The following is an 18,381-nucleotide window of genomic DNA, read 5'->3' as shown; positions in this document are numbered from 1 at the left end:
GGCTTGGAGGGGGTAGTGGTGCATCTGGAATCTGTGTTCTCGCACATTCGGTGTGAGTGACAAGGGAGTCATACTTCCAGCGGCGCTGCGCGCGCCGAAGAGCACTTCATAAAACCGTCTGCTGGTTTTGCTCTCGCGTACAGCCCAGTACCGGGACTGTCATTACGCCGCCACCGCGGCGGCATCAAAACACCGGCATATTGGCGGAGCGCTGGTTTGTCTATGAGTGCAGAACCGACCTGCCGAGGCGAAGCCGATGGCACCCACCGTGCACAAACGAAGCCACTGGTTTCCCATGCAGGCTTGTCCGCGACGCACGTAGTGCGGAGTGGGAGCTGATGACTGCTTTGTCACTCACGCCGAGTGTGCGAGAGCGCAGATTCCAGATGCACCACTACCGCGACTGCGCGGGGGGCCAGCTTAAGAATTAGCGGTGTGAGCCGCTTTCTTTACTTATCTTTCTTTGCGGTGGCAAAGAAAGTAAGTGCCGCCCCGCACAGGGGCGAACGCTAATAGACCACTAAGAAAACAAGGAAAGGCCAACGCCGCAAGCGCACAACAACCGCACAGACTCAGCCGCACAGACACAACCGCCGAGCAGGCAAAAAAACGCCCGACCTGACCAGCAGGCCGAGCGTTCACACAACCCCATTCTCTTACCGCTACGCGGTCACCCTCACTTCCCTAAACCCGTCGCCGCGATCTGCTGCTGGACGAACTGCGCGAACAAGGCGTGCATGTGCGTGCTCGGATGAACCAAGTCCGCGAACATGTAGGTCTGGTCAGCGCCAGCCACCGTGTAGGTCTGCGGTGAGCAGAACAGCGACGAACCGAACTGCGAGCCGTACTGGGCCGCCGTCAGCCCGTTCGTTGCGCTCGGATTGGCGGTCGCATACGCGGTTGCGTTGGCCACCATCGACGTCAGGTTACACGCCGTGCCCGTGTTGGACACCGTGAAGCCCAGCGCCTGATAGTTCGGCAACTGCTGATCCAGCCACGTGAACGCATCGGCCACGATGACCTTGCCCGTACCCAGCAGGCCGAGAGCCGTCAAGCTCTGGACCAGCATGCCGTTATACGCCGCGGTAATCCCCGTCAACAGTTGAGCCGTGCCAGGCGCGGCCGCGTTGGCTGCGACGCCTTGCGGCGTATTGCCGATGTCCGGCACCGTCGACAGCACCACGTGGGTCGCACCCGAGTTGACGATGGTCTGGATTTGCGCGGCGAGCTGCGTGGCGGCCGTCGCGATCTGCGGGTTGGCCAGCTGCTGCAGGTAGCCGGCGATGAACTCGACCTGGCCTGCCTGCGAGTTCGGCAGTTTGCCGGCCTGCACGAGCAGCGGGTATTGCGTCTGCAGCGTGGTACCGAGCGCCGTCAGATTGGCGGCAGTCGCGAACTGGAAGATGTCGTTCGCACCGCCGTTCACCAGCACGAGCTGGTTCGTGTTGAAGCTCGTATGCGCGCTCAGGTAGTTTGCCACCTGGGTCACCACCGGCACCGTCGTCGCCGCCATGCTGTTCGGTGCCCAGCCTTCGCCCTGAACGTTGACGACGTCCGAGCCGCCCTGCGCGTAGCCATACCCGCCCGTCGCGACCAGCGGTTGACCGAAGCCGCCCACATACGCGGCGGTCAGCGTGCCGCCGTAGTACTCAGCGACCTTCTGGGTCCACACTTCGCCCGGGTTGGTCGTGAAGCGGCCACCGCCGAAGCTCGACTGAATCACCGGCGCGTACGTGCCGACATCCGACAAACTGTCGCCGAACGACACGACCTGCAGCTTCACGCCGCCTGCCGGCGTGCTACTCGAGCTGTTGTTATCGCCGCCCCCGCCGCCACAAGCCGCGAGCAGCACAAACGCTGCACTGGCGACGGCGATCTGGGTGAGGCGGACGAAACTGCGCTTCTTCGATGTTGTTTGATTCATTTTGACTACATCTCCTCGTATGTGTGGCCCTTATGCCATGTATTGCAGGCAGCGCCCACCGCTTCAGCGGCATGACGACAGCTTACAGAATCTTCTACGGTCTGCGCGGTGTTTGAAACGCGGCCGTATGGTTTTCTTCAATGCCCGTTGCGCCGCCGGATGACGCAGCACCGACACCGGCGCTCGCACCGGCGGCGCAACGCGCATGGTAATCCGCTGCCCAGGCAGGCGGCGCGAACAGCGCGCGCAACTTGTTGCTCCAGCCTCGCACGCTCACGAAATCGGCGGCCATCGACGCCCATTCATGAAACGTCGCCTTCAACGGGTTATACGTGTGAAGCGGTTCGACGATGCCGTACACCGGCGCGTCGTGCGGATCTTCTTCGACATAGCTGCCGAACAGGCGATCCCAGATCACCAGCACGCCCGCGTAATTGCGATCGATGTAGCGGTCGTTGCGCGCGTGATGCACGCGATGAATCGACGGCGTGTTGAACACGTATTCGAGCCAGCCGAGCTTGCCGATTGCCTGGGTATGCACGAAAAACTGGAAGCCGAGATTGATCAGCACGATGGCGACGATCTGCTTCGGCGGAAAGCCGAGCACGGCGAGCGGAATCCAGAACAGCCACATACCGGCAATCGGATACATCAGGCTCTGCCGGAATGCGGTGGAAAAATTCATCCGTTCCGACGAGTGATGCACGACATGCGCGGCCCACAGCCAGCGCACGCGATGGCTGCAGCGGTGAAACCAGTAATAGAGCAGATCCTGCGCGACGAACAGCACGACGAAAGACACCCAGTTCGCCTGCCACGTGGTGACGCGATAGTGGTCGTAGAAAAACGCATAGACGGGGATGATCGCGAGCCACGCGAGCTTGTCGGCGGCTTGCTGCATCAGTGCGAGCGCGGCGTTGCAGAACGTGTCGCGCCAGCTATAGAGCTGCGCGCCGGGGCGCGTGCGCCGCAGGTGCCAGGCTTCCCAGCCAATGCATGCGAGAAAGACTGGCGCCATGGCGAGCAGCAGCAATTCGGCATCGAATTGCATTGTGTCTTCCTCCGTGGTCCCTGGCCGCTGCGCTTGCCGCAGCGGACGTTGTCGTTATCGTTTGATTAGGCCACGCGACCGTAACGGATGCGCGGCTCGCGCACTACGCATTGCGTTTTACGCGCGCCTCAAACACTGCCCGACAGCGTACACGCTTGGGCGCGTTGCGGCGCGCGGCTTCTATAGAAGGAATACTCAATGGGCGGCGCGCTTGTGCGGGTTTTTCCTGGGCTTGCTGCTGCGCGGTTCGACGACGGGGTCGGAGACCTTCGTGAATCCTTGGGACGGGCCCTGATATACCCATTCGAGCAAGGCGTCGTGCGCGGCACGCGCGGCTTCCGAATGCGGGTCGTTGATCAGGCTCACGACCACATAACTGTTGCCGTCCGCCGAGGCCACGTAACCGGCGATCGCGCGCACGTCGCGCAAGGTGCCGGTTTTGATGTGGGCATTGCCGCCCGCGCCCTGGTTGGTCAAGCGGTTGCGCATCGTGCCGTCGACACCCGCGATCGGCAGCGACTCCACGAACACCTGAGCGACCGGGCTCGCGTTGGCCCGCTGCAGCAGATCGGCGAGCGAGAGCGCGGTGATGTGCTCGTCGCGCGACAGGCCCGAGCCGTTGTCGAGCGTCAGATATTCCATGTCGATGCTGTCGCGGCGCAGAAACGCCTCGATGGCGCGCGCCGATTTCTCGGGCGTGGCGGGCGGCCTTTCTTCCGTCGCGCCGATTGTCAGGAACAGGTTGCGCGCCATCGTGTTGTTGCTGAACTTGTTGATGTCGCGAACGATGTCGGACAGCACCGGCCCCTGGTGCGTGGCAACGAGGCGCGCGCCGACCGGCACCGCGCCTTCGCGGGTTGCGCCGCTGAAGGTGCCGCCGGTTTGTTGCCACAGCGCGAGGAAACCGCCCGCGAAGAACGCGGAATGATCGAGCACCGCGACGTTGAGCGTGCGCGGGCCGCAGCGCACCGAGTAGTCGCCGGTGAACGACGCCACCACGGTGCCATTGGGCTGCGGCGTCACGGTGGGCGAGACGGAGGCTGCATCGCCGCGACAGGGGCCATTGACCGCGCGCATCTGATTGTCGATCTGCAATTGCGAGAGCGCCGGCAGCACGTCGATTGCGACGCTGCCGTCCGGTGAAGGTGTCAGCGTGAATGACAGCGATTTGAAGGCATACAGCAGCGGATCGGGGCCGACGTTGTAAGGCGCGGTGGCGTCGTCGTCGAACGGCGGCAGATCGCGCGTGGAGGCGTCGAAGTAGCGCTTGTCGAGCACCAGTGCGCCGTCGACGCCGTTGATGCCCGCCTTGTGGATCTTCTGCACGAGGTCGATCAGTTCCTCGGGCACGAGTTTCGGATCGCCTGTGCCTTGAATGTAGAGATTGCCGTGCAGCACGCCGTTGGCGTCGAGCGTGCCGTCCGCGTAGGCGCTCGTCCGCCAGCGATAGTCCGGGCCGAGGATCGAGAGGCCGGAGTAAGTGGTGACGAGCTTCATCGTCGAGGCGGGCATCATCGGCTTGCCGGCGTTCAGTGCGACGATTGGCGTGCGGTCACCGACTTTTTCGACCACCACGCTGATCGACGACAAAGGTACATGCGCGCGCTGCAGGCCGACCATCACCGGTTGCGGCAGCACCGTGGTGACGTTGACGCTCGGATGTTTGGCCTTGACGCGAGCCTGCGCGGTGAGCGGCAGCGATACGCCGCAGCCGAGCGCGGCGCAGGCGAGCAGCAACGCCGTCGCGCGCGGCGCGAACCGGCGCGGCATGGCATCGACGGAAGCGGATGAGAGTGAGCGCAACGCCACACGGCGTGCGAGAGTAGACAAAAAAGCGGGCAAAAAAGCGTGCGTCATGGACAGGCGAAGAAGCAGGATTTCGGGGCGCGGTGGCACGCGGCAATCCAAAGTGTGTCGGGGCATCGCGTGATGCGCGGAAAACCGCTGCGCGACGCAAAGCGCTCATTGTAGAGACATGCCGCCAGGCTGCGGTGAAAAAGCGGCGTGCGGCGCGCATGTCGGGCCGGGCGCTAGAATGCGGCATCATCAAATGTTTCAGGACCGTACCAACCATGCGCATATTGCTAGTCGAAGACGACCGGATGATCGCCGAAGGCGTGCGCAAGGCGCTACGCGGCGAAGGCTTCGCGGTCGACTGGGTGGAAGACGGCGAAGCGGCGCTCAGCGCGGCGACCGGCCAACCTTACGATCTGGTGCTGCTCGATCTCGGCCTGCCCAAACGCGACGGGCTCGAGGTGCTGCGCACGCTGCGCGCCAAAGGCCAGGCCACGCCGGTGCTGATCCTCACCGCGCGCGACGCGGTTGCCGATCGCGTCAAAGGCCTCGACGCCGGCGCCGACGATTACCTCGTCAAACCTTTCGATCTCGACGAACTCGGCGCCCGCATGCGCGCGCTGATCCGCCGCCAATCCGGCCGCAGCGATTCGACGATTCGCCACGGCAACCTGACGCTCGATCCAGCCTCGCATCAGGTCACGCTCGACGGTGCGCCGGTCGCGTTGTCGGCGCGTGAATTCGCCCTGCTCGAAGCGCTGATCGCACGGCCGGGCGCGGTGCTCTCGAAGAGCCAGCTCGAAGAAAAAATGTACGGCTGGGGCGAGGAAATCGGCAGCAATACCGTTGAGGTCTACATTCACGCCCTGCGCAAGAAGCTCGGCGCGGACCTGATCCGCAACGTGCGCGGTCTTGGCTATATGATTGCCAAGGATGCCTGAGCCGATGCGTTCGATTCGCCGTCAATTGTTGTTCTGGCTGTTGGCGCTAGTGTTGCTCGGCGTCGGCATTGCGGGTTGGCTGATCTACCGGCAAGCGCTTGCCGAAGCCAACGAACTATTCGATTACCAGTTGGAGCAGATTGCCGCGGCGCTGCCGGCGGAACCGTTCTCGCAGGTGCTCGGTTCGCGCGATACCGGCGACGAAGGCATCGTGCTGCAGATCTGGAATCGCAACGGCGTGTTGATGTACTACTCGCGACCGCGTGCGCCGCTCGCGCCGCGCGCCGAACTCGGCTTTTCGACCGAACATACGGATCGCGGCGACTGGCGTGTGTACGGCGCGATCGTCGGCGATAACGTCGTGCAGCTGGCGCAGCCGGTTTCGGTGCGCAACCGGCTCGCGGCGAACGTTGCTTTGCGAACCCTGTGGCCGTTGATCGTGCTATTGCCGCTATTGGGCGTGGCGGTGTGGGTGGTCGTAGGGCGCGGACTGCGGCCGTTGCGGCGCGTGACCAGCGCGCTCGACGCGCGTCATCCCGAGGCGCTCGATCCCTTGCCCGATCAGCGTCTGCCGCTCGAAGTGCAGCCGCTCGTGCGCGCGTTGAACGGCCTGCTCGAACGGCTCGCCACCGCGCTGGACATTCAGAAAGCATTTGTCGCCGATGCCGCGCACGAATTGCGCACGCCGCTCGCCGCCGTGCAGATTCAATCGCAACTCGTGGCCCGCGCGAAAGACGACGCCACGCGTAGCGAAGCGCTGGCCGATCTGCAGGCGGGCGTCACGCGCGCCACACGTCTCGCCGAACAATTGCTCGCGCTCGCACGATCGGAGCCGGACGGTCTGGCTGCCACGAACGCGATCGATCTGCATGCGCTGCTGCAGGACTGTGTCGTGGCGTACGCGCCGCTTGCGCAGAATCGCGGCGTCGATCTCGGTATCGAGACGAGCGAACCCGCGACGGTGACCGGCGACGCCGATGCGCTGCGCGTCATGTTCAACAACCTCGTGGATAACGCAACCAAATACACGCCGCGAGGCGGCCGCGTCGACGTCAGCCTGCATGTCGACGAAGGGCATCCGGTGGTGCGGATTGCCGACAGCGGACCGGGTATCGAACCGGCCGAACGCGATCGCGTGTTCGATCGCTTCTACCGCGCCGGCGCCAGCGCGAACCGCGTGCGCACCGATGTGGCGGGCAGCGGTCTCGGGCTCGCGATCGTGCGCCGCATTGCTACGCAACACCATGCGGCGGTGAGACTCGACGAATCTCCGACGGGTGGTTTGCAAGTCGAAGTGCGCTTCTGAGAATGTGAGGCTTTCTGTTCGTAAAGTGGCTCGAACATGGCTTAAGCGAGGCTGAAACAAGGCTCAAATACGGGCTGGGAGCGATCTGACGCTGCTTAAGACTCTTTTAAGCGATGCCACGTACGCTTCATCTCATTCCAAAGCCTCTTTCTCCCAGTCAGGAGTACACGATGAACGCGAAAACCTTGTCCCGCAGCGCTGTTGCAGTGGCTGTCGCCGTGGCGCTCTCCGCCGGCTATGTGGCGGGGCATCGCGACGTGCCCGCGCCGCAGGTGATCACGCCGGCGCAGGCCGCGATGATGCCCGCTGAAGCCGCGGCAAAAACCGGCATCCCCGATTTCTCAGGTCTGGTCGAAACCTACGGGCCGGCCGTCGTCAACATCAGCGCGAAGCATGTGGTCAAGCAGACGGCGTTGCGCAGTAACGGCGGTAATGGCGGCAACGGTGGCAACCAGTTGCCGATCGATCCGAGCGATCCCTTCTATCAGTTCTACAAGCACTTCTTCGGCGGCATGCCGGGCATGCAAGGCGGCGACGGCGGCGATGCGCCCGATCAGCCGAGCGCGAGCCTCGGTTCGGGATTCATCGTCAGCAGTGACGGCTATATCCTGACCAATGCCCACGTGGTGGACGGCGCGAACGTCGTCACCGTGAAGCTCACCGATAAACGCGAATTCAAGGCGAAAGTGATCGGCGCCGACAAGCAGTCCGACGTCGCCGTGCTGAAGATCGACGCGAGCAATCTGCCGATCGTCAAGATCGGCGATCCGCGTCAGAGCAAGGTTGGCCAGTGGGTAGTCGCGATCGGCTCGCCTTACGGCTTCGACAACACGGTGACCTCGGGCATCATCAGCGCGAAGTCGCGTTCGCTGCCGAACGAAAACTACACGCCGTTCATCCAGACCGACGTGCCGGTGAATCCGGGTAACTCGGGCGGTCCGTTGTTTAATCTGCAGGGCGAAGTGATCGGCATCAACTCGATGATCTATTCGCAGACCGGCGGCTTCCAGGGCCTTTCGTTCGCTATCCCGATCAATGAAGCGATCAAGGTCAAGGACGACATCGTCAAGACCGGCCATGTGAGCCGCGGACGTCTCGGCGTCGCGGTGCAGGGCATGAATCAGACACTGGCCGATTCGTTCGGTATGCAGAAGCCGCAAGGCGCGCTCGTCAGCTCGGTCGATCCGGGTGGCCCGGCCGCCAAGGGCGGTCTGCAACCGGGCGACGTGATTCTGTCGGTGAATGGCGAGCCAGTCAGCGATTCGTCGGATCTGCCGTCGCAGGTCGCGGGTCTGGCGCCGGGCAGTTCGGCTACCGTGCAGGTGTGGCGCGACAAGGCCACCAAGGACCTGAAGGTGACGATCGGTTCGTTGTCGGATGCGAAGGTGGCTTCGGACAAAGCCGATCAGCCGACCCAGTTGCAAGGCCGTCTCGGTGTGGCGGTGCGGCCGCTGACGCCGGAAGAAAAGAGTGGCGCGTCGGTGTCGCACGGTCTGCTGGTGCAGCAATCGGGCGGTGCGGCTGAAAGCGCCGGCATCCAGCCGGGCGACGTGATTCTGGCGGTCAACGGCCGGCCGGTGACGAGCGTCGATCAGTTGAAACAGATGATCGCCGGAGCCGGCAACAGCATCGCGTTGCTGATCCAGCGCGACAACGCGCAGATCTTCGTACCGGTCGATCTCGGCTGAGCTTAGGCGGATCAGTTAGCGGTCGGCTAGTCGATGGCCCGGATGATCGCCTGGCCGTCGTTTTGACTGACGCTTTGCCGATCCGCCCGGAAATTGAAGTAACGCTTGCCGGTCCTTGCACTTACTGCCGACGGACCGGCATCCGTCGCCCGCATCAATCTCGTGAAGAAGGGCGCTCTGCGCCGCATGGCGTGGCGCAGCAGCGGTTTCCAGACGACGCAAACTGACGCTTGGCACGCAGGTTGCGTCTGCCTTGATCCGGACCCACTGAGGGACGCCGGACGACAAGGACCTTAAGAAGGAGCGAACCGATGAAAACCCAACGCAATCAGCGAAGGATCGTAGCCGCCGCCGTATGTGCGGCGCTCACGCTCGGTCTGGCGGGCGGCGCTTATGCACAGGCGAGTGACGTAACGGGTGGCACGACCACTGACGAAAGCAGCGCGGGCAACGCCAACGGTGGCGGCCTGCCGCAAATCCAGCATCAGGGCGACGTTTCGTTCGTATCGGGCGGCGTCGGTCTCGACGAATCGAAAGCACTGCAGCACGCACAAAGCCAGTGGCCGTTGTCGCTGCGCTTCACCGGTCCCGGCTCTGACTTTCTCGCCGATGTCCACGTGCGAGTGGTCGACGCGCACAGCGGTGACGTGCTGAGCGCCACGTCGCGCGGGCCATACATGCTGGTCAAGCTGCGGCCGGGCCGCTACACGGTGCATGCGCAGTACAAGGATAACGACCAGACCAGGTCGGTGACCGTTCCGGCCAAGGGCACCGCCAAGGCGGCGTTCTACTGGAATACGCAGTAAGCGGCTCACCGTCCTGAGCGGCGCCGGGCGAGACGCCCGGGCGGCATTCAGGAAGGTCGCGCAATTGGCTGAAGTTTGGCCGATAATGAAGCCACGGGCGCCCCCCGTGGCTTTTTTGTTTGCTCGACCGCACACCAGACACGGAGCCGAGACATGAGCGATGCCTTGACACCTCACGGAAGCCCCGGCCCCGGCGCGAGCACGGGTGGGCACACCATCGCCATTAGTGGCAACAACCACCGGGTGCGGGTGATTCACGGCGGTGTGACAATGGCCGACACCCAGGCCGGCTTGACGCTCACCGAAACCGGCCTGCCGGACGTGTTCTATTTTCCGCGTGGTGACGTCAACATGGCGCGCCTCGAACGCTCAACCCATACTTCGCACTGCCCGTTCAAGGGCGATGCTTCGTACTACCATCTGCGCACCGAAGACGGCCTGATCGAAAACGCGGTGTGGAGCTACGAGACGCCGCTCGAGGCGGCGATACGAATAAAAGGGTATCTCGCGTTTTACGCATCGCGCGTCGACCGTATCGATCAGACGTCCTGACCGGCTGTCGCGCGTTTATCGGGGGAGGCTGCCATGGAAGTGACCGACGCGTTACGGATTCCGCTTACGCCGTCCGACGTTTGGGACGCGTTGCAGGACCTCGCCTTGTTGCGTGCCAGCCTCGACAACTGCGAATCGTTCACGCGGCTTAGCCACGGCGAATATGCGCTCACCATGACCGTGCCGCTCGGGCCGTTGCGCGCGTGTTACGAAGCGCGGGCCCACGTCGCCGGCCAGGATTCCGGACCGGCGGACGCGCAGCGCCGCACCATCAACTTCAAGGCGCGAGCGGAGGGCATCGGCGCGTTACGCGGACAGATCGAAGTGAGGTTGCGCGCTGACGATGGCGCGCATGGCATCGGCAGGGAGCGGGGTACGCGGATCGATTACACGATTTGGGCGACTTCGTCCGGGCCGCTCGCCGAGCTGCCCACGCGTCAGCTCGAAAACGCGCTGCATCAACTGGCCGACGATTTTTTTGACGAGTTCGGCGCGGTTGTTCGCGCCAAACATGGACAAGGGCCGAACCGCGCACGTGGATCAGGGGCGCGCCGGCAGCACGTGTTTCTGCGGCCGATCACGCTCGGCGGCATCGCTCGACGCAACCGTACCGAACATGGCAATGCGTTGACCGGGCGGGCGGCGAGCGCGTCGCACGGAGCATCCCACGGTGCATCGCATGAGGTCTCGCATCGCGACTCCGGTCCGCATGCGGTCCCGAACTGGGCGTGGGCGGTGATGATTTTTCTGGTGGCGCTGCTGTTGTATGTGGCGCGTTGGATTAGCGAACAGTAACGGCCTGGCTCGGTGCGTCCCTGTCGTGCCGGCGCGACTACGAAATCCTGGTGGTCTGCTACGAAAGGCCGTTGGCCATCCGGCGTTTGCGGCCCCTGAATGTTCTATCCGCTTTTTCCGCCCCTATCCACCGTCCCCGCTCACACGCCGCGAAACTCCCGTCTCCATGCAGACGGCGAGGTGCGGAACGCCTCCGCGAAATGTTGCCGTAGCGAGGCGGTCGAGCCGAAGCCCGCAATCCCCGCGATCGCTTCCACGGAGTCATCTGTGCTTTCCAGCAGCTGCTGCGCGCGGGCGAGCCGCTGTGCCAGCAGCCATGCGCCGACGGTCGCGCCGGTGGCCAGCCGGAAACGCCGCGTAAAAGTGCGGCGGCTCATCAAGGCGCGTTCGGCAAGGGTGTCGAGCGTATGCGGCGTATCCAGATTCTCCCTTACCCAATCGAGCAGGCAGGACAGGCGGTCGCCGCGTACATTCGGCGCTACGGGCTGCTGAATGAATTGCGCCTGGCCGCCTTGTCGATGCGGCGGCACGACCAGCCGTCGCGCGACATAGTTCGCGGCCTGCGCGCCGCACATTTTGCGCAGCACGTGCAAACAGCAGTCGAGGCCGGCCGCCGTGCCGGCCGAGGTCACCACGTTGCCGTCGTCGACATAGAGCACGTCGGGATCGAGCCGCACGCACGGATAGCGGCGCGCGAAGTCGTCTGCCCACGCCCAGTGGGTGGACGCCGGCCGGTCATCGAGGATGCCGGCCGCCGCCAGCACGAACGCGCCCAGACACAGCCCGACCAGTTGCGCGCCGCGTGCATGGGCGGCGCGCAATGCGTCGAGGAGGGCGGCGGGCGGTGTTTCGTTCGGATCGCGCCAGCTCGGCACGATGATGGTGTGCGCGTCGGCGAGCGCTTCGAGCCCATGCGTCACGGCGATCGAGAAACCAGCGGTGGTGGTCAACGTGCCGGTTTCGGCCGCACAGACGCGAAAGTCGAAATCGGGCAAGCCGCCGCCGCTGCGGTCCTCGCCGAACACCACGCACGGCACCGAAAGATGGAACGGGCTGATGCGGTCGAACGCGACGACTGCGACGACGTGACGGGGCGCGTCGTCGCGCTCCGCGGTGCAGGAGGTGGGTGTAGCCATCAGTCGCAGTCGCCCTATGAAATTCAACGATGATCCAACGATGGCCCGATTCTAGCGAATATTGTCATTCGGGTCACTATCGGCGAAGCGGCGGCTGACGAACAATGCAGTCATCGCCGCTGCCTATGCAGCGCCCGCCCCGGGCCACGCAGCGCGAGCCTTATCTGACAGGAGTCTTGCCATGACTACACCGCGCCGTGCGCTGATTGTTATCGACGTGCAGAACGAATATGTGACGGGCGATCTGCCGATCGAATACCCGGATGTGCAAACCTCGCTGGCGAACATCGGCCGTGCAATGGACGCGGCGCGCGCTGCCGGTGTGCCGGTGGTGGTTGTGCAACATTTCTCGTCGGCCGGCTCACCGGTGTTCGCGCGCGGCAGCGAAGGCGCCGAGCTGCATCCGGTGGTGGGCGCGCGGGCACGCGATCACTATATTGAGAAGTCGCGGGCGAGCGCCTTTACCGGCACTGATCTCGCCGACTGGCTGGCCGCGCAGCAGGTCGACACGCTGACAGTCGTCGGTTACATGACGCACAACTGCGATGCGTCGACGATCAACCACGCATACCATGCGGGGCTTGCCGTCGAATTTCTGCACGACGCGACTGGCTCGCTGCCCTATGAGAACAGCGCGGGCCTGGCGAGCGCGGAGGAGATTCACAGGGTCTTCAGTGTGGTCTTACAGTCGAACTTCGCGGCGGTGGCGAGTACGGCGCAGTGGATCGCGGCGGTGCAGGGCGGGCCGACGCTCGAGCGCGGCGATATCTATACGTCGAATCAGAGGGCGCGGGCGCGCCGGGTTGCCGCGTAAGTATCCTAGCTAGTCTTACCGGGTAACCGGGCGGCTGGCGCCGTCCGATTCCCGGTGCGCAGCGCCGGACTCAGCAGCAGCGCATCGAACATCCCAGCGACCATCTGCTCCCCATGCTGGCCGAAATCGGTCGCATCCGGCAGGAACAGCATGTCGCGCAGCGAGCCACTGACGAACGCGTGCACCATCGCCGCTGCCGTCCTCGTGTCCAGGTCGGCGGGCAGTTGGCCTTTGGAGATCGCGTTGCGCAGACCGCCTTCTATCTTCTTCAGTCCTTCGCGCATATTGGTCTGATAGCGGATCATCACCGGTCCCATCTCTTCGACCAGCTCGCACTTCAGAAACAGGATGTCGAACACTCGCCGACGACGCGGGTCGTTGGCGGTGTCGCGCAGGCAGACCGTGCAGATTTCCTTCAGGCGCCCAAGCGGGTCAGGCTCATTGGGGTCTTGCGAGGCGGCCTTGAGTTCGTCCAGCGGAAGCAGCACGCGGTCGAACATTTCGGTAAACAGATCGCTTTTGTGCGCGAAGTGCCAATAGATCGCGCCACGCGTGACGCCGGCCGCCTGCGCGATGTCGGCGAGCGACGTGCGCGATACACCCTTCTCGAAGAAAACCCGTTCGGCCGCGTCGAGAATACTGTTGCGCGTCTCCTGCGCCTCTTCTTTGGTTCTTCTGACCATATTGTGGTGACCTGCCCTGATCGTGGGGTTTTCCCGGGCGCTTTTAAGTACGCTCGATGACAATCTGTCTGCTGTTAAGCAATTTACGAAGCGATCTTGCAGCCCCCCCGGCTACAAAGAAGCAAACGCACTTTTACATGCATTCGTGGATGTATATATAATAGCATCCCACGATCGGATAGCCCAAGCCGTGACGACCGGTTAATATCCGTCACTGTTGCCTTTCAAAACGCTCTTGCGCCGTGCCCGGATGGGCGGCGCCGTGCGGCATTTCCCCGGTATGGCGCATTTCGCTCAGGATGCCCCTGCAGGTGCGGTTTGCATCCACGGGCTTCCGGTCAGGCGTCGCAAGACGCATGTGTGCGCTGTCGTCCCCGGGGTAGGGATGCGCGCACTTTTTCATTCTCAGTCTTTGACAGAGGTCGCTCCATGCGCGTCGAACGGGTTCCATTCCGCTTAATCAGTGCCGCGACGGCTGCCGTATTGCTGGCAGCGTGCGGACCAAAACAATCTGCCCCGCCGCAACAAACGCCCGAAGTTGGCGTCGTCACCGTCCAGCCGACGGCGGTGCCCGTCGTCACCGAATTGCCGGGCCGCACCAGTGCCTTCCTCGTCGCGCAAGTGCGCGCACGGGTCGACGGCATCGTGTTGCGCCGCGAATTCACGGAAGGTGGAGAGGTCAAGTCAGGTCAGCGTCTATACAAGATCGATCCGGCGCCCTACGTCGCGACGTTGAACAACGCTAAGGCAACGCTGGCGAAGGCTCAGGCCAACCTCGCGTCGACCACCGCGCAAGCCAACCGCTACAAGGTGCTGGTTGCCGCCAACGCGGTCAGCAAGCAGGACTACGACAACGCGGTCGCCGCAGAAGGCCAGGCCGCGGCGGACGTGGCTGCCGGCAAGGCAGCAGTCGATACGGCACAGATCAACCTCGGCTACACCGATGTGACCTCGCCGGTGACCGGCCAGATCGGCGTCTCGCAAGTCACGCCGGGCGCTTATGTTCAGGCGAGCGCGGCCACGCTGCTGGCAACGGTGCAGCAACTCGATCCGGTCTACGTGGATCTGACGCAATCGAGCCTCGACGGTCTGAAGCTGCGCCGCGAAGTGCAGGAAGGGCGCCTGAAGACGAGCGGCCCGGACGCCGCCAAGGTCTCGCTGATTCTCGAAGACGGGCGCACCTATTCGGAAAAGGGCAAGCTGCAGTTCACCGACGTGACGGTTGACCAGAGCACCGGTTCGGTGACGGTTCGCGCGATCTTCAAGAACACGGACAAAGTGCTGCTGCCGGGCATGTTCGTGCGCGCCAGGATCGAGGAAGGCATCAACGACAACGCGATCGTCGTGCCGCAAGTCGGCATCACGCATGACCAGAAGGGCACGCCCACCGCGCTCGTGGTCAATAGCGCGAACAAGGTCGAATTGCGCCAGCTCGTCACTTCGGGTACGTACGGTTCGAACTGGGTGGTGGAAAGTGGCCTGAAGGCCGGCGACCGCGTGATTGTCCAGGGCACCGACAAGGCGCATCCGGGCCAGGACGTCAAAGCCGTTGCCGCGCAACTTCCCGCCACACCCGCTTCCGACGCATCCGCTCAGGGTGCGCCGGCCGCCAGCGGTGCTACGCAGACGGCGCAACCCGCTTCTGCTGCATCGGGCGCGTAATAACAGGGAGCCCGCCTCATGGCAAAGTTCTTTATTGATCGCCCGATTTTTGCATGGGTGATCGCCATTATTCTGATGCTCGCGGGTATCGCGTCGGTCTTTACATTGCCGATCGCGCAATACCCGACCATCGCACCGCCGGCCGTGCAGATCAGTGCAACATACCCGGGCGCATCGGCGAAGACGGTGGAAAACACCGTCACGCAGGTGATCGAGCAGCAGATGAGTGGTCTCGACCACCTGCTGTATCTGTCGTCCACTTCGGACGACTCGGGTACCGCAACGATCACGTTGACGTTCGCAGCCGGCACCAATCCTGACATTGCGCAGGTGCAGGTGCAGAACAAGCTGCAGCTCGCCACGCCGCTGCTGCCGCAAGCCGTGCAGCAGTTGGGCACCAAGGTCACGAAGTCGAGCAGCAGCTTCTTGCTGGTGATGGCGTTCGTGTCCGAAGACGGCAGCATGAACAAGTACGACCTCGCGAACTACGTCGCGTCGAACATTGAAGATCCGGTCAGCCGGATCGACGGTGTGGGTACGGTGACGCTGTTCGGCTCGCAGTACGCAATGCGGATCTGGCTGGATGCGAACAAGCTGACCAACTTCGGCCTCACGCCGGTAGATGTGCAGACCGCGCTGACCAACCAGAACGTGCAGGTCGCGGGCGGTTCGCTCGGCGGTACGCCGTCGGTGCCGGGGCAGGTGCTGCAGGCAACCATCACGGAAGCCACGCTGCTGAATACGCCTGAACAGTTCGGCAACGTGCTGCTGAAGGTCAATCCCGACGGTTCGCAAGTCCGTATCAAGGACGTGGCGCGCATCGAGCTCGGTGGCGAAAACTACAACTTCGACACCAAGTACAACGGTCAGCCGACAGCAGGCTTCGGTATTCAGCTCGCTACCGGCGCGAACGCGCTGGCTACGGCCAAGGCAGTGCGCGCGAAGGTCGCCGAACTGTCGAAGTACTTCCCGCATGGTCTGGTCGTGCAATATCCGTACGACACCACGCCGTTCGTGCGCCTGTCGATCGAAGAAGTGGTCAAGACGCTGCTCGAAGGTATCGTGCTGGTGTTCCTGGTCATGTACCTGTTCCTGCAGAACCTGCGCGCCACGCTGATCCCGACGATCGCCGTGCCGGTGGTGCTGCTGGGCACGTTCGCCGTGATGGGGCTGGTTGGCTTCTCGATCAATACGCTGTCCATGTTCGGGCTCGTGCTGGCGATCGGCTTGCTGGTGGACGATGCGATCGTGGTGGTTGAAAACGTCGAGCGGGTGATGCAGGAGGAGGGCTTGTCACCTCGCGACGCCACCGTCAAGGCGATGGAGCAGGTTACCGGCGCGCTGGTCGGCGTGGCACTCGTGCTGTCGGCGGTGTTCGTGCCGGTGGCATTCTCGGGCGGCTCGGTCGGGGCCATTTACCGGCAGTTCTCACTGACGATCGTGGCGGCGATGGTGCTGTCCGTGCTGGTCGCATTGATTCTGACGCCGGCGCTGTGCGCGACGATCCTCAAGCCGATCGAAAAGGGCCACGCGGAAAAAACCACCGGTTTCTTCGGCTGGTTCAACCGCACGTTCAACAAGAGCCGCGACAAATATCACACGGGCGTTCACCACGTGATCAAGCGCTCGGGCCGTTGGCTGATCATCTACATGGTGGTGATCTTCGCGGTCGGCCTGCTGTTCGTGAAGTTGCCGAAGTCGTTCCTGCCTGACGAAGACCAGGGCACGATGTTCGTGCTGGTGCAAACGCCGTCGGGCTCGACGCAGGAAACCACGGCGCGCGCGCTGAAGGACGTCTCCGACTACCTGCTCAACGGCGAGAAGAGCATCGTCGAATCGACCTTCACCGTGAACGGCTTCAGCTTCGCCGGCCGCGGTCAGAACGCGGGTCTCGTGTTCGTGCGGATGAAGGACTATTCGGTGCGTCAGCATTCGGATCAGAAGGTGCAGGCGCTGGTTGGCCGTCTCTTCATGCATTTCTCGGGCTACAAGAATGCACTGGTGTATCCGGTGAATCCGCCATCGATTCCTGAACTCGGCACGGCTGCCGGGTTCGACTTCGAACTGCAGGATCGCGCCGGTATTGGCCACGAGAAGCTGATGCAAGCTCGTAACATGCTGCTGGGCATGGCCTCGAAAGATCCGACGCTGGCTCAGGTGCGTCCGAACGGCCTGAACGATACACCGCAGTTCAAGGTGGATATCGACCACGAGAAGGCTTCCGCGCTCGGCGTGTCGCTGTCGGCGATCGACCAGACGTTCTCGATCGCATGGGCGTCGCAGTACGTGAACAACTTCCTCGATACCGATGGCCGGATCAAGAAGGTGTATCTGCAAGGCGACGCACCGTTCCGGATGAACCCGGAAGACCTGAGCGCCTGGTACGTGCGCAATTCGGCCGGCACCATGGTGCCGTTCTCATCGTTCGCAAACGGCACGTGGACCTACGGTTCGCCGAAGCTCGAGCGCTACAACGGTATCTCGGCGGTGGAAATCCAGGGCGCGGCTGCACCGGGCAAGTCGACCGGTCAGGCCATGACGGCCATGGAAGCACTCGTGGCGAAGCTGCCTGCGGGTATCGGCTACGAATGGACGGGCTTGTCGTTGCAGGAACGCCAGTCCGGTTCGCAGGCTCCGATTCTGTACGGCATCTCGATCCTCGTCGTGTTCCTCTGTCTCGCGGCGCTGTATGAAAGCTGGTCGATCCCGTTCTCGGTGATCATGGTGGTGCCGCTCGGCGTGGTCGGCGCACTGCTGGCCGCTACGCTGCGCGGACTCGAGAATGACGTGTTCTTCCAGGTGGGGCTGTTGACCACGGTGGGGCTGTCGGCGAAGAACGCGATTCTGATCGTGGAATTCGCCCGCGACCTGCAGGTGGGTCAAGGAATGGGGCCGGTCGAGGCCGCGCTCGAAGCAGCGCGTCTGCGGTTGCGTCCGATTCTGATGACCTCGCTCGCGTTCATTCTCGGCGTGATGCCGCTCGCGATCAGTAACGGCGCCGGTTCGGCCAGCCAGCACGCAATCGGTACCGGCGTGATCGGCGGGATGTTGACGGCAACCTTCCTCGCGATTTTCATGATCCCGATGTTCTTCGTCGTGATTCGTGCGAAGTTCGGCGGCGAGAAGGAAGATCCGGATGAGGCGCTCGCACACTACAACCAGCACCATCCGCATGACGACCAAGGCGGCGGGTCGACTGATGAAGGCTCGGGCAAGGACGGACATTGAG

14 protein-coding genes are annotated in these 18,381 nt (G+C 63.4%); 9 read left to right on the top strand and 5 right to left on the bottom strand.

The window, feature by feature from the left end:
* Positions 1 to 676 precede the first annotated feature (676 nt).
* From PQQ52_RS03215 to dacB, 3 genes are all read right to left on the bottom strand, one after another.
* Positions 677 to 1,924, bottom strand: coding sequence for an SGNH/GDSL hydrolase family protein (locus tag PQQ52_RS03215; protein ID WP_408206742.1), 1,248 nt, complete (start codon positions 1,922 to 1,924; stop codon positions 677 to 679).
* A 94-nt stretch (positions 1,925 to 2,018) separates the two neighbouring features.
* On the bottom strand, positions 2,019 to 2,975 hold the full coding sequence (locus PQQ52_RS03210) for a sterol desaturase family protein (protein ID WP_408206740.1): 957 nt from the start codon (positions 2,973 to 2,975) through the stop codon (positions 2,019 to 2,021).
* A 195-nt stretch (positions 2,976 to 3,170) separates the two neighbouring features.
* Positions 3,171 to 4,832 (bottom strand): D-alanyl-D-alanine carboxypeptidase/D-alanyl-D-alanine endopeptidase, encoded by a 1,662-nt coding sequence (dacB, locus tag PQQ52_RS03205; protein WP_459252552.1) that lies wholly within the window; start codon positions 4,830 to 4,832, stop codon positions 3,171 to 3,173.
* A gap of 215 nt (positions 4,833 to 5,047) precedes the next feature.
* Here dacB and PQQ52_RS03200 point away from each other — a divergent pair, with 215 nt between their 5' ends.
* From PQQ52_RS03200 to PQQ52_RS03175, 6 genes are all read left to right on the top strand, one after another.
* Complete coding sequence (locus PQQ52_RS03200; protein WP_325044752.1) at positions 5,048 to 5,710, top strand: response regulator; 663 nt, start codon at positions 5,048 to 5,050, stop codon at positions 5,708 to 5,710.
* A gap of 4 nt (positions 5,711 to 5,714) precedes the next feature.
* On the top strand, positions 5,715 to 7,016 hold the full coding sequence (locus PQQ52_RS03195) for an ATP-binding protein (RefSeq protein WP_408206738.1): 1,302 nt from the start codon (positions 5,715 to 5,717) through the stop codon (positions 7,014 to 7,016).
* A 170-nt stretch (positions 7,017 to 7,186) separates the two neighbouring features.
* Entirely contained in the window at positions 7,187 to 8,704 is a 1,518-nt protein-coding gene (locus PQQ52_RS03190) for a DegQ family serine endoprotease (RefSeq protein WP_408206736.1), read from the top strand.
* Between the two features lie 311 nt (positions 8,705 to 9,015).
* The gene (locus PQQ52_RS03185) at positions 9,016 to 9,510 is read left to right on the top strand and encodes a carboxypeptidase regulatory-like domain-containing protein (protein WP_408206734.1); all 495 of its coding nucleotides are present in this window, start codon (positions 9,016 to 9,018) and stop codon (positions 9,508 to 9,510) included.
* Positions 9,511 to 9,663: 153 nt separating this feature from the next.
* Positions 9,664 to 10,062 carry a DUF427 domain-containing protein gene (locus PQQ52_RS03180; RefSeq protein ID WP_408206732.1) on the top strand — a complete coding sequence of 133 codons (399 nt, stop codon included), beginning with the start codon at positions 9,664 to 9,666 and terminating at the stop codon, positions 10,060 to 10,062.
* 33 nt (positions 10,063 to 10,095) lie between these two features.
* A complete protein-coding gene (locus PQQ52_RS03175; protein ID WP_408206730.1) occupies positions 10,096 to 10,857 on the top strand; it encodes an SRPBCC family protein in 762 nt (253 codons plus the stop codon).
* A gap of 140 nt (positions 10,858 to 10,997) precedes the next feature.
* Here PQQ52_RS03175 and PQQ52_RS03170 read toward each other — a convergent pair whose 3' ends face one another.
* Positions 10,998 to 11,993: a helix-turn-helix domain-containing protein gene (locus PQQ52_RS03170; RefSeq protein ID WP_408206728.1), complete on the bottom strand. Its 996-nt coding sequence runs from the start codon at positions 11,991 to 11,993 to the stop codon at positions 10,998 to 11,000.
* A 181-nt stretch (positions 11,994 to 12,174) separates the two neighbouring features.
* Between PQQ52_RS03170 and PQQ52_RS03165 the strand changes: the two genes are divergently transcribed.
* Positions 12,175 to 12,807: a cysteine hydrolase family protein gene (locus tag PQQ52_RS03165; protein WP_408206727.1), complete on the top strand. Its 633-nt coding sequence runs from the start codon at positions 12,175 to 12,177 to the stop codon at positions 12,805 to 12,807.
* 5 nt (positions 12,808 to 12,812) lie between these two features.
* On the opposite strand, the gene PQQ52_RS03160 is transcribed toward PQQ52_RS03165, so the two are convergent.
* A complete protein-coding gene (locus PQQ52_RS03160; RefSeq protein ID WP_408206725.1) occupies positions 12,813 to 13,490 on the bottom strand; it encodes a TetR family transcriptional regulator in 678 nt (225 codons plus the stop codon).
* Between the two features lie 429 nt (positions 13,491 to 13,919).
* Between PQQ52_RS03160 and PQQ52_RS03155 the strand changes: the two genes are divergently transcribed.
* Together PQQ52_RS03155 and PQQ52_RS03150 are read left to right on the top strand one after the other, a co-directional pair.
* Positions 13,920 to 15,152, top strand: a complete 1,233-nt coding sequence (locus PQQ52_RS03155; protein WP_408206723.1) for an efflux RND transporter periplasmic adaptor subunit — start codon at positions 13,920 to 13,922, stop codon at positions 15,150 to 15,152.
* Between the two features lie 18 nt (positions 15,153 to 15,170).
* Positions 15,171 to 18,380 carry an efflux RND transporter permease subunit gene (locus tag PQQ52_RS03150; RefSeq protein ID WP_408206721.1) on the top strand — a complete coding sequence of 1,070 codons (3,210 nt, stop codon included), beginning with the start codon at positions 15,171 to 15,173 and terminating at the stop codon, positions 18,378 to 18,380.
* The last annotated feature ends 1 nt before the right edge of the window (position 18,381 follow it).

The organism is Paraburkholderia sediminicola (assembly GCF_046030555.1).
Taxonomy (GTDB): Bacteria; Pseudomonadota; Gammaproteobacteria; order Burkholderiales; family Burkholderiaceae; genus Paraburkholderia; species Paraburkholderia sediminicola_E.
This window is presented reverse-complemented; position numbering and strand designations above follow the sequence as displayed.